The 15,330-nt window shown below is 66.6% G+C and carries 14 protein-coding genes; 7 read left to right on the top strand and 7 right to left on the bottom strand.

Features of this window, described 5'->3' with window-relative positions; all coding sequences use genetic code 11:
- Nucleotides 1–95: 95 nt before the first annotated feature.
- The gene (locus VVS03_RS10490) at nt 96–1,655 is read left to right on the top strand and encodes a DUF222 domain-containing protein (protein ID WP_368534504.1); all 1,560 of its coding nucleotides are present in this window, start codon (nt 96–98) and stop codon (nt 1,653–1,655) included.
- 127 nt (nt 1,656–1,782) lie between these two features.
- Here VVS03_RS10490 and purE read toward each other — a convergent pair whose 3' ends face one another.
- The 4 genes from purE to VVS03_RS10470 all read right to left on the bottom strand — a co-directional run bounded on the left by purE (nt 1,783) and on the right by VVS03_RS10470 (nt 5,327).
- Nucleotides 1,783–2,304 (bottom strand): 5-(carboxyamino)imidazole ribonucleotide mutase, encoded by a 522-nt coding sequence (gene purE, locus VVS03_RS10485; protein WP_368520111.1) that lies wholly within the window; start codon nt 2,302–2,304, stop codon nt 1,783–1,785.
- A gap of 181 nt (nt 2,305–2,485) precedes the next feature.
- A complete protein-coding gene (locus VVS03_RS10480) occupies nt 2,486–3,694 on the bottom strand; it encodes a 5-(carboxyamino)imidazole ribonucleotide synthase (RefSeq protein ID WP_368534503.1) in 1,209 nt (402 codons plus the stop codon).
- Nucleotides 3,695–3,782: 88 nt separating this feature from the next.
- Nucleotides 3,783–4,253, bottom strand: a complete 471-nt coding sequence (locus VVS03_RS10475; protein ID WP_368521601.1) for a hypothetical protein — start codon at nt 4,251–4,253, stop codon at nt 3,783–3,785.
- Between the two features lie 54 nt (nt 4,254–4,307).
- Nucleotides 4,308–5,327, bottom strand: a complete 1,020-nt coding sequence (locus VVS03_RS10470) for a biotin--[acetyl-CoA-carboxylase] ligase (protein WP_368520108.1) — start codon at nt 5,325–5,327, stop codon at nt 4,308–4,310.
- A 195-nt stretch (nt 5,328–5,522) separates the two neighbouring features.
- Between VVS03_RS10470 and VVS03_RS10465 the strand changes: the two genes are divergently transcribed.
- The 5 genes from VVS03_RS10465 (at nt 5,523) to treS (ending at nt 10,807) form a co-directional block, all read left to right on the top strand.
- Nucleotides 5,523–6,800, top strand: a complete 1,278-nt coding sequence (locus VVS03_RS10465; RefSeq protein WP_368520234.1) for an ABC transporter substrate-binding protein — start codon at nt 5,523–5,525, stop codon at nt 6,798–6,800.
- A gap of 314 nt (nt 6,801–7,114) precedes the next feature.
- Nucleotides 7,115–8,176, top strand: a complete 1,062-nt coding sequence (locus VVS03_RS10460; protein WP_368520233.1) for a carbohydrate ABC transporter permease — start codon at nt 7,115–7,117, stop codon at nt 8,174–8,176.
- A complete protein-coding gene (locus VVS03_RS10455; protein WP_368534502.1) occupies nt 8,176–9,015 on the top strand; it encodes a carbohydrate ABC transporter permease in 840 nt (279 codons plus the stop codon). The genes VVS03_RS10460 and VVS03_RS10455 overlap by 1 nt, the downstream gene beginning before the upstream one ends.
- An 8-nt stretch (nt 9,016–9,023) precedes the next feature.
- Nucleotides 9,024–9,308, top strand: a complete 285-nt coding sequence (locus VVS03_RS10450) for a hypothetical protein (RefSeq protein ID WP_368534501.1) — start codon at nt 9,024–9,026, stop codon at nt 9,306–9,308.
- Nucleotides 9,305–10,807 carry a maltose alpha-D-glucosyltransferase gene (gene treS, locus VVS03_RS10445; RefSeq protein WP_368534500.1) on the top strand — a complete coding sequence of 501 codons (1,503 nt, stop codon included), beginning with the start codon at nt 9,305–9,307 and terminating at the stop codon, nt 10,805–10,807. The genes VVS03_RS10450 and treS overlap by 4 nt, the downstream gene beginning before the upstream one ends.
- A 2-nt stretch (nt 10,808–10,809) precedes the next feature.
- Here the strand turns inward: treS and VVS03_RS10440 are convergent, their stop codons facing one another.
- From VVS03_RS10440 to VVS03_RS10430, 3 genes are read right to left on the bottom strand one after another with little or no spacing between them, the layout of a single operon-like run.
- Nucleotides 10,810–11,403, bottom strand: a complete 594-nt coding sequence (locus tag VVS03_RS10440) for a hypothetical protein (RefSeq protein ID WP_368534499.1) — start codon at nt 11,401–11,403, stop codon at nt 10,810–10,812.
- Between the two features lie 2 nt (nt 11,404–11,405).
- A complete protein-coding gene (locus tag VVS03_RS10435) occupies nt 11,406–12,008 on the bottom strand; it encodes a hypothetical protein (protein WP_368520104.1) in 603 nt (200 codons plus the stop codon).
- 41 nt (nt 12,009–12,049) lie between these two features.
- A complete protein-coding gene (locus VVS03_RS10430) occupies nt 12,050–13,234 on the bottom strand; it encodes a hypothetical protein (RefSeq protein ID WP_409338401.1) in 1,185 nt (394 codons plus the stop codon).
- A 459-nt stretch (nt 13,235–13,693) separates the two neighbouring features.
- On the opposite strand from VVS03_RS10430, the gene VVS03_RS10425 reads away from it, so the two are divergent.
- Complete coding sequence (locus tag VVS03_RS10425; RefSeq protein ID WP_368534678.1) at nt 13,694–15,310, top strand: acyl-CoA carboxylase subunit beta; 1,617 nt, start codon at nt 13,694–13,696, stop codon at nt 15,308–15,310.
- Nucleotides 15,311–15,330 lie beyond the last annotated feature (20 nt).

Here is a 15,330-nt window from a genome sequence, read left to right as displayed (position 1 = left end):
CAAAGTTTTGCTTTAGGGGTTGCGCGGGGTGGTTGCGTGAATAGGATTGAGGTCGTAAGAAACAAAGGTTCGAGCACCTCAAGGGGGTGAAGATCATGACCAAAGCGACTCAATCCATTGCCGAATGTGTAGCCGAAATCGAACAGGCATACTCACGCCTGCACGCCGCCGTCACGGAGGTGGACTCGGTGTACTTTGGTGAGATCTACCCTTATTTCGAGAAGCTCGCTGCCCTCTCCGGCACCATCACTACTATCGATGCCGCCTTCGCGTTCATCGCCGAACGCGACGACGCCGGGCGCCACGTCAACTCCACGCGGGCGATGGACTACCTGATGAACCGGCTGGGGCTGTCCTACGGTGAGGCGAAGGACCGGCTCCGCAACGGGCAGACCATCTTCGGGAACGCTCCCCTGTCGGATCCGCCGCCCCTGCAGGACCCGCCGGAGGATGCTGAAGCGGGCGCCGGTGATGGCGCTGCTGATGGTTCGGCTGACGGTTCTACTGCTGACGGGGACGCTGCGGCCGCCGCACAGGCGGAAGAAGAGCGCCGGAAGCAGGCCGAGGAGCGCCGCAAGAAGGCCGAAGAAGAGGCTCGCATTCGCCGGGAACGCGAGGAAAAGGCCCGCGCCGAGGCCCAGCGCAAGCTGCGGGAGAAGGAAGCTCTTCGCGGGCGCTACCTGTCCATCATCGACCGCGAGCTCAAGCACCTAAACGCCCACGCCACCCCAGGGCCGAACGAGCTGCGCAACAAGGCCATTGACGAGGCGAAGAAGCGAAATCTGAAGGACTTCGCCCAGTGGTTGCGCCGCGAGGTCCGTGCGGCGAATGCGCGCAGCAGGGATCCCTTCGGCAACCGGGACCGGTTCGCCGCCACCCGCAAGCGTCATTTGGAGTTCAGCCCTGCGGATGCCGACGGCGGCGTCCACGTCAGCGGTTACCTGGATGGCGCCACCGCGGCGCTGATGAGCCAGGCCTTCGCGCCCGCCACGCGTCCGGGCACCCCGGACCTGCCGCCGGAGGAAGACAAGCGTAACTACCGCCAGCGGATGGCGGACCAGTTCACCGCAATTTTGCAGGAGTACCTCGGCTCGCGCGAGAAGGCGCACCCCGGCCTGGGCTCCATCATCATCTCCGGAACGGTCGAGGACTTCGAGAACCTCAAGGCGGATTCCCTGCTGCCCACCAACACCGGGCACTCGCTGACCCCGCTGGACATCATCCGGCTCGGGGCCGCGGCTAGTGATTACCTCTGCATCATGGACTGCGAGGACTTCCAGCCGCTGGCGCTAGGCCGCTCGAAGCGGACGGCGAGCTTCATGCAGAAGCTGGCGCTGATTGCCTCCGAGCTGGTTTGCTCCCACCCCGGGTGCGACCGGGCCGCCAATGCCTGCGATGTCCACCATCTGCAGGCCTGGTACTACGGCGGGGTCACGGACATACACAATCTGACCTTGTTATGCCGCTCCCATCACGTCAACAACAACGACAGACAAGATGGCAGAGGAAACATGGGCCATGCGGCCAGGGATCCTCGCAGCGGACGGGTCGGGTTCGTCAGACCGGGAAGTAGCGACGTCGAATGCAACGAATCAGTCGCCGCCCAAGAGGCCGCCGGGTATAAGCTCCGAAGGCAAACCGCGGCCGCTAGTTAAGACGGCCTAGTTGAAACAGTAGTGAGTGCCGGTAGTAGATGCCTGTAGTGGATACATGGATACCGGTAGTGGAGCCTGCCCGCGGCTAGATCAATGGGATCCGTGTGGGATCCGTGTGGGTTCCGTGTTAGTCACCCAGCAGTTTCCGGCGGAGGTTTGCGTCCTTTTCCTCCACCGAATCTGCCATGTCCTGCTGGTATTTGCTCATCTTCTCGATCAGCTGGGGATCGCCCGCGCCCAGGATCCGGACGGCTAGGAGGCCGGCGTTCTTGGCGCCGCCGATGGAAACGGTGGCGACCGGTACCCCGCCCGGCATCTGGACGATGGACAGCAAGGAATCCAGGCCGTCGAGCTCCTTCAGGGCCCGCGGGATACCGATGACCGGCAGCGGGGTGGCCGCCGCGACCATGCCCGGCAGGTGGGCCGCCCCGCCCGCACAAGCGATGATGGCCTGCAAGCCGCGGGTGTGGGCCTGCTTGGCGTAGGCGAGCATCTTCTCCGGAGTGCGGTGGGCCGAGACGACGCCGACCTCAAAGGGGACGCCAAATTCGGCCAGCACCTGGGCGGCCGGTTCGACGGTGGGCCAGTCGGAATCGGATCCCATGATGATGCCGACGCGGGCCTGGGTGTTCTCTGGGGTAGCGGTCATGCTGTGGGGCACTCCTTTGGTGAGTTTTGGGTTCTGGGTGCTGGGTTCTGGGTGCTGGGTTCTGGATCCTGGGGCCTGGATCCTGGGGCCAGGTTCTGAAGGCCGGGGCAAAGGTACGCGGGGCCTGAAGGCCGGGGTGAAGGTGCGCGGGGCCCGAAAGAAGCTGCCGGGCCCCGGTGGCCTAGTCGTCCCAGCGGGCGTTGACCAGGAAGCCGGCCGCCAGGCGGGCCTCGTGCCGGGTCTGCTCCGCGTCCTGGCCGGTCAGGTTGACGTGGCCAATCTTGCGGCCCGGGCGGTGGCCCTTGCCGTAGAGGTGGATCTTGGCCTGCGGGAAGCGGCGGTGGACCTCGACGGCGCGCTGGGACATCGGCATCTCCGGATCCTCCTCGGCGCCCAGGACGTTGGCCATGACGGTGACCGGGGCGGTCGGGGTGGTCGACCCGAGCGGGTAATCGAGGACGGCCCGCAGGTGCTGCTCGAACTGGGAGGTCACGCAGCCATCCTGGGTCCAGTGGCCGGTGTTGTGGGGGCGCATCGCCAGTTCGTTGATGGCGATGTCTTCCTCGCCGGCATCGTTGGTGAAGGCGAAGAGCTCGACCGCAAGGACGCCGGTGACGCCGAGTGACTCGGCGACCAGGACGCCCAGTTGGGAGGCGCGGGACTCGAGGGCGGAGCTCAGCCCGGGGGCCGGGGCGACCGCCTCGGAGCAGATGCCGTCGCGCTGGACCGACTCGGTGATCGGCCAGGAAGCGGTCTGCCCCGACGGGGTGCGTGCCACCAGGGCGGACAGCTCGCGGGTCAGGGCGACCTTCTTCTCCGCCATCAGCGGGGTGCCGGCATCGAGGAGCTCGCTGACCAGGTTGACCAGCTCCTCCTCGGTGGAGGGGAACCAGACGCCCTTGCCGTCGTAGCCGCCGCGGCGGGCCTTCAAGCAAACCTGGCCGGAGGTGGCGGCCCAGAAAGAGGTGGCATCGTCAGTGCTGGTGATTTCGGCGAACTCCGGGACCGGGGCGCCGAGCTCCCGCAGGCGGCGGCGCATGACGAGCTTGTCCTGGGCGTTGACCAGGGCGGACGGCACCGGCTGCACGTTGTAACCGGCCTCGATGAGGGCCTCCAGGTGCTTGTTCGGGACGTGCTCGTGGTCGAAGGTGACCGCGTCCGCGCCCTCGACGGCCCGCAACAGGTCGTCGTAATCGGTGTAGTCGCCCACCACCACGTCGGCGCAGACCTGCGCTGCCGACGAATCAGGGCTGCCGGCCAGCAGGCGCAGCGATTGGCCCAACTCGATGGCGGCGGTCTGCATCATCCGCGCCAGCTGACCGTCACCAATGACGGTGACCACTGGCATACCGGGGGCATGGGCTTGGGGATTTCCAGCTTGTTCACTCACGTTTTCAATCCTAGCGCGGCGCCGGCGGCTCGCGTGTCACCCCAGGAAACCGGGCATGACGGTACCCCAATTAGCTAGTAGCGGGCCGCTAGCGCCAGATGGGCGATCGCAGCGCCCGCAGCTGATCCCCGATGGCAGCCTCGACCTTCTTGGTCTTCGGCACGTCCGGGAAATACAGGGCCTGGTCGTAGCCGCGGATCGCCAGCGAAATCCCGCCCCGGCGACGCCGGGCGCCCACGATGTCGCGCAGGGGAATCGAATCCGTCCGGCCGCCCAAGCGGGCCGCCCGGGCGATGACGCGGCGGTCCGTGACGATGAAGCGCTTCCGGCGCGAACGGATCACCGGCAGCACGAAGCGCCACACGCTGAGCGCTCCCCACAACACGACCAGCGCGTTGCGCAGGCGCAGGTCCGCCCCCTGCGCGTCCAGCCAGCCGATGGCTATCCAGCACACCCCCGTAATCAGGATGAGCTCCAGCAGCGGGAAGACGAGCGTGCGGAACGGCGCGGTCACGTCGACCCGCTTGGCCTCACCGGGCCCCATCGTCATATATCCCATAGCGCCCTAAAGCTTACCTGGGATGGCATCGGCGGCGAAGGGCGGTGGAGGTTTCTAGCGCTGCGGCCGCAGGTGGGTCACGTCGCCGGCCGAGTAGTACTCGCCGCCCACGTTGATGCGGCCGTCGTCGGCAACGCCCTCGACGATGCCCTCCACATCACCCGTCGGCGCCTCCAAGCGCACCTCCTGGCCAATCGACGAGCACACCGCGCGGTAGTCCCGCATCAGCTGCGGGTCCTGGTTCTGCCACTGCGCGATGCGTCGGCGCAGGTTGGTCAGCAGGTCAATCGCCAGCTGGGTGCGGTCCGTGTCGCGGCCCTCCAGCGCTAGCGATGTCGCCTTCTCAATCGGCAGGTCCTCCCGGGTCAGGGTGACGTTCAGGCCCATGCCCAGCACGACGCGGGCGCTCGGGGCGGCGCCGGCCTCGGTCTTGGGGGCCACCTCGGCCTTGTTGATTTCGGCCTTGTTGACCTCTGCCTTGTTGACCTCGGTCTTGGGGGCCACCTCAGCCTTGTTGATTTCGGCCTTGTCGATCTCGGCCTTGTTGATCTCAGCATCGCCGGACTTGAACTCGCCGGTGGCCTTGCCCGATTTGAACTCGCCGCCCTTGAACTCGCCGGTCTTAAATCCGCCCGACTTGAAGGCGGCGCCGACCGGGCCGGCTTCGGCGAGGATGCCGCAGAGCTTGTTGCCGTCGATGTGGACGTCGTTCGGCCACTTCAGGACGGAACCCTCGACGGTGTCGGTCACCGCCAGGCCGCCCGCCAGGGGCAGGGTACCCAGGTGCTCGAGGGAATCCGGAAGCAGCAGGACCGAGAAGATGAGCTGCTTGCCAGCCGGGGCGACCCACTTGCGGCCCAGGCGTCCCTTGCCGCTGACCTGCTCGTTGGCGAGGAGGACGGTGCCGTCGGCGACATCGTTAGCCCCCATCAGATCCGTGTTCGTGGATCCCGTCTGTTCCTTGTAGTCGACGGTGCTGTAAAGCCCGGACAGCGCGGCGCGGATGCGGTCCAGGTCCAGATCACTGCTGGGGTGCACGGCATCGTTGTGCTCAGTATTGTTTCGCTCAGTCATAACCCAAACAATACCCGCCGGGCCCGCGATCCCAGCGGCTGCGAGCGCCGCCGGGCCCGCGATCCCAGCGGCTGCGAGCGCCGCGGGGCCCACTACCCCCGGCGTGGGGGCAAGAACCCAAAAAACTATTCTTCCGGACGTTGGTGAATATAACCTGAAATACACCTACTGTTTCCCGAAAGGTAAATCACTATGATGCAGTCACCTTCCCGGCGCACCGTGCGCAACGGCGTCATCGCCAGCACCGCCGCCCTCGCCCTGGCGCTGACCGCCTGCAGCTCCGACTCCGGCAGCTCCAACGCCGACGGTTCCGCCACCGAGAACACCGACGGCCGTGGCCCCATCACCTTCGCCATGGGCAAGAACGACACGGACAAGATCCAGCCCATCATCGAGAAGTGGAACGAGGAGCACCCCGAGGAGAAAGTCACCCTCGAAGAGCTCGCCGGTGAGGCCGACGCCCAGCGGGAGACCCTCGTGCAGTCCCTGCAGGCCGGCAACTCCGACTACGACGTCATGGCCCTCGACGTCGTCTGGACCGCCGACTTCGCCGCCAACCAGTGGCTCGCCCCGCTGACCGAGGACCTGGCCGTCGACACCGACGGCCTGCTGCCGGCCACCGTCGAGTCCGCCACCTACAACGACACCCTCTACGCCCTGCCGCAGAACACCAACGGCCAGCTGCTCTACCGCAACACGGAGCTCGCCCCCGAGGAAGTGTCCACCTTCGACGACGTCAAGTCCGCCTGCGAGGCGCTCAAGGACGACACCGACTGCCTGACCACCCAGCTCAAGCAGTACGAGGGCCTGACCGTCAACACCGTCGGCTTCATCGAGGGCTGGGGCGGCAAGGTCCTGGCCGACGACGGCACCATCACCGTCGACTCCGCCGAGGCCAAGGAGGGCCTGCAGGCCCTGGTCGACGCCTACGAGGACGGCACCATCTCCCCGGATTCGACCGCCGCCACCGAGGAGGAGACCAACCTGGCGTTCACCGAGGGCAAGTCGGCCTTCGCCATCAACTGGCCGTACATGTACACCAACGCCGAGGAGTCCCCAGAGACCCAGGGCAAGTTCGAGGTCCAGCCTCTGGTCGCCAAGGACGGCGTGGGCGTGTCCACCCTGGGCGGCTACAACAACGGCATCAACATCAACTCCGAGTACAAGGCCACGGCCCGCGACTTCATCGAGTACATCATCAACGAGGAGAACCAGACCTCCTTCGCGGAGGCCTCCTTCCCGCCGGTGCTGGCCTCCATCTACGATGACCCGGAGCTCATCGAGAAGTTCCCGTACCTGCCGGCCCTGAAGGAGTCCCTGGAGGCCGCCTCCCCGCGTCCGGTCTCCCCGTTCTACTCCGCCATCTCCAAGGCCATCCAGGACAACGCCTACGCCGCCATCACCGACGGCAAGAGCGTTGACGATGCCACCAAGGACATGAAGGCCGCCATCGAGTCTGCCTCCCAGGCCTAGACCTCCCAGGCTTAAGCCTCCCAGGCCTCAGGCCCGCCCGGCCCCGGCCGGACACCAACCTAGCGAACGATGCCCCTTCCCGTGCGGCGAGGTGGCATCGTTCGCTTTTGTATGAACACGGCGAGTTTCGAGGCTGCGTCGGGGCCGTGCGTTATGATCAGTGCCATCCTCAGTGCAAACCATTGCACGCCGCACAGCAGCGGTGATTCGCCGCAGCGTTAATTCGCAGCAGTAGAGCAAACATCAGAAAGGCCAAGCGCGTGACCGAGAAAACCGCCCAACGGCGCCGCCCCTCGCCCAAGTCTCGGGCCTGGGTGCCCGCCGGGCTCATCGCGCCCGCGATCATCGTGCTGGCGATCGTGATCGGCTACCCCGTCATCCGGGCCATCATCCTGTCGTTCAAGGGCAACCGGCAGCTCGACCCGACCACCGGGCTCTTCGTCGAGGGCCAGTTCGCCGGGCTGGACAACTACCTGTACTGGATCACCAACCAGTGCATGTCGCCGTCCGGCGTGGCCGCCACCTGCCCGCCCGGGGTTATTGCGACCGACTTCTGGCCGGCCGTGCAGATCACGCTGTTTTTTACCGTCGTGACCGTGACCCTCGAGACCATCCTGGGCATGGCCATGGCGCTCATCATGAACGGCAACTACCGCGGCCGCGGCTTCGTGCGCGCCGCCGTCCTCATCCCCTGGGCCATCCCCACCGCCGTGACCGCCAAGCTGTGGCAGTTCATGTTCGCCCCGCAGGGCGTAGTCAACTCCCTGCTCGGCACCGACATCGCCTGGACCACCGACCCCTTCTACGCCCGGCTGGCCGTCATCATCGCCGACGTGTGGAAGACCTCCCCGTTCATGGCCCTGCTCATCCTCGCCGGCCTGCAGATGATCCCGAAGGACGTCTACGAGGCCGCCCGCATGGACGGCGCCAGCCGCCTGCAGATCTTTACCCGCATCACCCTGCCGCTGGTCCGGCCGGCCCTGATGGTGGCCATCCTCTTCCGCACCCTCGACGCGCTGCGCATGTACGACCTGCCGGTCATCATGATTTCCAGCTCCTCGAACTCGCCGACCGCCACCATCTCCCAGCTGGTCGTCGAGGACATGCGCCAGGGCAACTTCAACTCCGCCTCCGCGCTGTCCACCCTGATCTTCCTGCTCATCTTCTTCGTCGCCTTCATCCTCATCCGCTTCCTGGGCGCCAACATCGCGGGCACCGCCGAGGAGCCCCGCAAACGGCGAAACCTGCCGTGGGGCCGGAAGAAGGCCCCGGGTGAGCCCGCGGCTGAGGAAGCAGCGGCATCGGCAAGCACCGCGTCGGCAGCGCCTGCCTCTGCCGTACCCGCCTCTGCCCAATCCAAGAAGGAGGCCAAGTAATGAAATCGCGCATCTCCTGGGGAACCGTGGGCCACTTCGCCGGCATCCTCTTCATCATCTTCTGGGGGCTGGCCCCCTTCTACTGGATGGTCGTGACCGCCCTGCGGCACAAGGACCACACCTTTGACACCACCCCGTGGCCGACCCACCTGACCCTGGACAACTTCCGGGACGCCCTGGCCACCGACAAGGGCAACGACTTCCTCGGGGCCCTGACCAACTCGCTGGTCATCTCCCTGGTCACCACCGCCCTGGCCGTGCTGGTGGGCGTGTTCACCGCCTACGCCCTGGCGCGCTACGATTTCCCGGGCAAGGGCATCGTCACCGGCGTCATCCTGGCGGCCTCCATGTTCCCGGCCATCGCGCTGGTCACCCCGCTCTTCCAGCTCTTCGGCGACCTGGACTGGATTGGCACCTACCGGGCCATGATCATCCCGAACATCTCCTTCGCCCTCCCGCTGACCATCTACACCCTGCTCAGCTTCTTTAGGCAGCTGCCCTGGGAGTTGGAGGAGGCCGCCCGCGTCGACGGCGCCACCAAGGCGCAGGCCTTCCGCATGATCTTGCTGCCCCTGGCCGCCCCGGCCCTGTTCACCACGGCCATCATCGCGTTCATCACCACCTGGAACGAGTTCATGCTGGCCCGCCAGCTCTCCTCCACCGACACCGAGCCGGTCACCGTGGCCATCGCGCGCTTCTCCGGGCCCTCGGCCTTCGAGTACCCCTACGCGGCCACCATGGCTGCCGGCGCCCTGGTGACCATCCCGCTCATCATCATGGTCCTGATCTTCCAGCACCGGATCGTGGCCGGCCTGACCGCCGGCGGGGTCAAGGGCTAGGCGGCCGCATGCGCCACTCCCTCCTCTGGGACACGGCCTTAGGGTTTTGCGGCTTCTTCGCCGCCTTGGCTATCCTCCAGGCCGTGGTCAACCTCTTCCGCCCCGAACCGGCCCTCTGGCCCGGCCTCCTGGCCGGAGTCTTGTGCCTGGCGCTGTACGGGATCTACCGTGCCAAGCGCGCGCACCTAGCCCGGACCGGACCGAGCACCCAGCCGCACACCGCGGCCCAAAACACGGCGCCCCACAACACCGCGCCCCGAAACACCCTTCCCCAACAGAAAGACCGAGCATGAGCTGGTACCACAACGCCGTTTTCTATCAAGCCCTGGTGCACGCCTTTAAGGACGGCAAGGGCGAGGGCATCGGCACGCTCAGCGGCGTGACGGAGAAGCTGGACTACCTGCAGTGGCTGGGCATCGATTGCCTGTGGCTGCCGCCGTTTTACGCCTCCCCGCTGCGCGACGACGGCTACGACATCGCCGACTATTGCGAGGTCAACCCGGTCTACGGCAGCATGGAAGACGTCGAGGAGCTCATCGCCGCCATCCACGCCCGCGGCATGCGCATCATCACCGACCTGGCGCTGAACCACACCTCCTCCGATCACCGCTGGTTCCAGGCCTCCCGGCAGGACCCGGAAGGCCCCTACGGCGACTACTACGTCTGGGGCGACGATCCGAACCGCTACTCGGAAATCCGCATCATCTTCACCGACGTCGAGGAGTCCAACTGGGCCTGGGACCCGGTGCGCGAGCAGTACTACTTCCACCGCTTCTACTCCCACCAGCCGGATCTCAACTACGACAACCCGGCCGTGCGCGAAGAGGTCAAAAACGTCATCCGCTTCTGGCTGGACAAGGGCATCGACGGCTTCCGCCTGGACGCCATCCCCTACCTCTACGAGCGCGACGGGCTGGGCGGCGAGTCCCTGCCGGAGACCATCGCCTTCATCGAGGAGATCCGCGCGCTTATCGATGCCGAATTCCCCGGCACCGTCATGATCGCCGAGGCCAACCAGCCGCCGGCCGAAACGCGCGAGTTCTTCGGTGACGGCAACCGCTTCCACATGGTCTTCAACTTCCCCGTCATGCCGCGCCTCTACCAGGCGCTGGCACTGAACTCGGCCACCCCGATCTATGAGATCATGGACTATCTCGGATCCCTGCCCGCCAGCTGCCAGTGGGGCACCTTCCTGCGCAACCACGACGAGCTGACCCTGGAGATGGTCGACGAGTCCGTGCGCGATCAGATGTACGCGGCCTACCTGCCGGACGATGCCATGCGGGCCCACCTAGGCATCGCCCGCCGGCTGATGCCGCTGATGGGCGGAGACCGCCGCAAGGTGGAGCTGATGTTTTCGCTCCTGTTCACCCTGCCCGGCGCCCCGTTTATTTACTACGGCGACGAGATCGGAATGCTGGACAACCCGGCCCTGCCCGACCGGCACGCCGTGCGCACCCCGATGCAGTGGGACGAGACCGAGCACGCCGGCTTTAGCACCCGCGCCCCGCAGCGCTGGGCCGTGGTCGGCGGGGCCTCCGTGGCCGCGCAGGCCAACAACGAGGACTCGCTGCTGCACACGGTGCGCCGCATGATCGCCGCCCGGCACGCCCACCCCGAGCTGGGCACGGCCGAGTTTGAGCCCGTCGAGACGGGCCACGAGGTGGTCCTGGGCTTCCAGCGCGGCGGCCTGCTGTGCCTGCACAACTTCTCCGCCGAACCGGTGGATCTGGGACCGGTCGACCTGGGGCCGTACGGCTACAGCTGGCTGCCGGCCGAATACCTGAGCTAGCGCTAGGCCCAGTCTGGGGCATCGCCCAGCCGCAGCTCGGAGTACTTCGCCTCCGGGGCGCTGGCCTGGTAGGGCTTGCCCGTCGGCTCCCAGACCTGGTCGGTGCTGCAGCGCACGTCCTGGGCGTCGACGTCGAGCATCGTAAAGCCCCAGACCAGCTGGCCCTGCGACTGCGGCGGCAGGGTGTAGGGGCCGACCTTCTGCTTGAGCTTCCAGTGCTGCTCGGAGACGTAGTTGAAGCCGTAGGTCTGGGTCAGCACCTTGGCCAGCTCGCCCTCGCCGGTGATCCCGGCGCCGACCTCGATGGTCTGGGTGCGGGCCTGGGTCACGGTGTGGCTGACCGGCACCGGGCCGTCGGTGTTGTTGGCCACGCTGGTGGCATCGGTCTGCTTGAACCAACGCCGCTGCGCGGAGACGTAGGTGCCCATAAAACCGGGCGTCGCGCAGTGCGATCCCGGGGCGTAGTCATCGTTCCAGCGCTGCGGCAGCTCGAAATCCGCCGCCGGGGAGACCGCACCTGCCGATGCCGGGTAGCCCAGCGCCACCACCACCGGCAGGCACAGCGCCGCGAGTCCGGCGCGCCGCTTTCCCGCCATGCTTACTCGCCCCAATCAGTGTTGTCGCGGGTGGAGACCTGGACGTGGCGCTCCTTCGGTAGGGTGGCGGTGAACTTGCCGCCGTTGGGCTGCCAGGTGTGGTCGGAGCCGCAGACGGTCTTCTGGCCCTCGAAGTCGGAGACGACCCAGCCGGCCTTGAGCACCGCGGTCTTGCCCGGGGCGATGTCGTACGGGCCGACCTGCTCACCGACCTCGTAGGACTGGCTGTCGGTGTAGCTGGAGGAGAAGCTGATGTTGATGAGATCCAGCAGCTTGAAGTCGATGCCGGCAGAGACGTTCCAGGTCTTGGTCTTGGTCTCCTTGATGGAGCGGGTCACTGGCAGCGGCTCATCGTTGTAGTTGGACACGGTCCAGGTGCCGGCGGAGCCGTCGAAGTAGGTGCGCTTGATGTCGACGGTCTGGCCGGTATCGCCCGGGTTGGCGCACTGCTCGCCGATGACGGTCGGGTTGGCCGGGCCCAGGTCGCGGGCCGGCAGGGCCTGGGCGGCCGGGGCGCCGGACGCGGCGGCGACGATGCCGCCGGCCAGGGCCAGGCCGGTCAGGCCGGCGAGGGCGCGGGAAGAGATTGCGTTGAATGCGTGCATGAGGAAACTCCTTGAAGTATGTGGTTTTGGGTGGCCTGGGGTTAGTAGGTGGACTGGGTGGGCACCGGCAGCGACCGGTACTCGTCCGGGGTGACGTCGACGGTGCGCTTGGCCCCGCCCGGGCTGGTGATGGTGGCCTCGGCCCAGAAGCCGCTGGGCGCCGAGGTCTGCTTGTAGTTCGAGGTCAGGCTGTACTTGCCGTCCTTGCCGCAGGTGATTTCGCGGTAGTTGATGCGGGTCATCGTCGTGCCGTACTCGACGCGCACGCGCTCCCCGGCGGCCAGGTCCACGTGGCCCAGCTCCGTGCCGACCGGCATGTAGGCGCGCTTGACGGCGCCGACGGACTCGAGCCAGCCGCGCGGGATGTCGCCGCGGTTGCCCTGCCAGTTGGTGTACGGGTGGTGCTCCGCGCCGACGACGAAGTCGGTGACCGGGGCGTACTCGTAATCCTTCTTCGACCAGTTGAGGAAGTCGGTGGAATAGCCGGGCTTCCGGTAGGTCGGCTGGACGGCGGTGATGTCCAGCGGGTACCAGGTGCGGGTGCCGGCCTCGCAGGCGTCGCCCTCATTGGGCCAGTCGTCCTCGCGCTGCGGCTCGGTGGTCGGTTCGACGACCTCGTCGCGGGCCGGATCGGCGATCTTTTCCAGGCTGGGCCCAGACACGGAGGTATAGGTGCCGTCGGTGGGCTTGCTGTTCGCGCCCGGGGATCGCGAGGGGATCTCCATGGCCAGATCGGAGACGGTGCCGTCCGCCCGGATGATGTAGGCAAACGCGTAGCGCTCAGCCGGGCCGGTGCCGCGCACGACGTTTGCGCCCGGGGTGTTTTCCAGGCGGCCGTCGTTGCAGCTGACGAACATGGAGATGAAGTCTTTTTCAATGACGCCGTACTCGACGCGGAGGGACTCGCCCGGGGCCAGCTTGACCGGGCCGAAGGTTTCGGTATCGCGCCAGCCGTTGGTCATCTTCAGGCCGATGTCGGACTTGGCGGTCGTGTTCCAACCGTTGGGCAGCTTGGCCTTGGAGTTGGCATCGATCTCGTGGTTGGTGCCCGTTTCCACCTCGGCGGTGTAGGGAACTTCCTGATCGGTGGTGTTGGTGAATTGGAGCGTGCCGTCGCTGACGTAGCGACGCCCGGTCTCCCCGAAGCGCCACTCGGGCTCCGGGTTGTTCTTGCCGGCGGCATCGCAGGACTTGTAGAGGTTGACAATAGGGTAGCCCTGCGGCATGGGCGGAACGGCCCGTGCCGGAACTGCGGGGCTGTCCACCAGCGGGACCAGTGCCGCCGCGACGATGGCGACGGCTGCTCGTGCCCAGCCCTTCTTCCCTACGTTTAACGCCTTGGGTGCGTGCACTATAAGGGTTCCTTGTCTTGAGAGTGCGGCCCAAGACCCCTTCACTGAACTATACGGAGATTTTAAGCTTCCCGGAAGCTCCTGCGCAAGGCCGGAGGGAAACCACGTGCTGAACCGGAGCGCCCCGGCGGCGGGCTGGGCCAGCGGCGGGGTGACATCGGCAGCGACATTGGCAGCGGCGAGTTCCCCCTAATGGGGGCAGCCCGGGCACCCGGAAGAAACGTGAGGACAATCTCATATTTGACGCGCGAGCTGCGGATTTGGTTTCTCATGCAAAATTACCGCCGGTTGGGTCTAGAATGGAGGGGACTTTTCGCACTACCATCCCTGAACATGACCATTTCCTCACATTTGACGGAACTAGACAGCTTGAACGACGCCAACACCACCGCCGGCAAGATCGCCGAGCTCAAACGCCGCCGCGCCGAGGCCGAGGCACCCCTGGGCCAGAAGGCCTTCGAGAAGGTGCACTCCCAGGAGCGCCTGACCGCCCGCGAGCGCTTGAACTACCTGCTGGACGAGGGATCCTTCGTCGAGACCGACATGCTGGCCAAGCACCGCACCACCGACTTCGGGATGGATGCCAAGCGGCCGACCACGGACGGCATCGTTACCGGCTGGGGCACCATCGACGGGCGCGAGGTGTGCATTTTCAGCCAGGACGGCACCGTCTTCGGCGGCGCCCTGGGCGAGGTCTACGGCGAGAAGATGGTCAAAATCATGGAGCTGGCCGTGACCACCGGCCGACCGCTCATCGGCCTCTACGAGGGCGCGGGCGCGCGCATCCAGGACGGGGCGGTCTCCCTCGACTGGATCGCGCAGACCTTCTACCAAAACGTCAAGGCCTCCGGCGTCGTGCCCCAGATTTCCGTCATCATGGGCGCCTGCGCCGGCGGCAACGCCTACTCTCCCGCCCTGACCGACTTCGTGGTCATGGTGGACAAGAAGTCCAAGATGTTCGTCACCGGCCCCGACGTCATCAAGACCGTCACGGGCGAGGAAATCACGCAAGAGGAGCTCGGCGGCGCCGGCGTACACATGGTTTCTGCCGGCAACTCCCACTACACCGCCGCCACCGACGAGGAGGCCCTCGACTGGGTCCACGACCTGCTGGGCTACCTGCCGTCCAACAACCAGCAGCGCAGCCCCGTCGAGCCCTTCGAGCCGGTCACCAAGACCAGCGTCGACGACCTGGCTCTGGACGAAATCATCCCGGACTCGCCCACCCAGCCCTACGACGTCAAGGACGTCATCGCCGCTCTGACCGACGACGCCGAGTACCTGGAGATCCAGGCCGAGCGCGCCGAGAACGTCGTCATCGCCTTCGGGCGCATCGAGGGCCAGACCGTCGGGTTCGTGGCCAACCAGCCGCAGGTCTTCGCCGGCTGCCTGGACATCGACTCCTCCGAGAAGGCCGCCCGCTTCGTGCGCACCTGCGACGCCTACAACATCCCGATCGTCATGCTCGTCGACGTCCCCGGCTTCCTGCCCGGCGCGTCCCAGGAGCACGACGGCATCCTGCGCCACGGCGCCAAGCTGCTCTACGCCTACGGCGAGGCCACCGTCCCGAAGATCACGGTGACCATGCGCAAGGCCTACGGCGGCGCCTACTGCGTCATGGGCTCCAAGGGCTTGGGAGCCGACGTCAACCTCGCGTGGCCGACGGCCCAGATCGCCGTCATGGGCGCGGCCGGCGCCGTGGGCTTCATCTACCGCAAGGAGCTCAAGGCCGCCCGCGAGAAGGGCGTCGACGAGCAGGCCCTGGCCAAGTCCTTCGAGCGCGAGTACGAAGACCACATGCTCAACCCGTACAAGGCCGCCGAGCGCGGGCTTATCGATGCCGTCATCCTGCCGTCCGAGACCCGCGCCATGGTGGCCAAGAACCTGCGGCTCTACGCCGACAAGTCCGTGCCGCGGCCCAGCCGCAAGCACGGCAACATGCCGCTCTAGCCCGCCCCTGGCTGGGACGG

The sequence above is a fragment of the Corynebacterium sp. LK2537 genome (assembly GCF_040946485.1).
Lineage (GTDB): Bacteria > Actinomycetota > Actinomycetes > Mycobacteriales > Mycobacteriaceae > Corynebacterium.
Note: the sequence above shows the minus strand (reverse complement) of the source record. Positions and strands in the feature narration are given on the sequence as shown.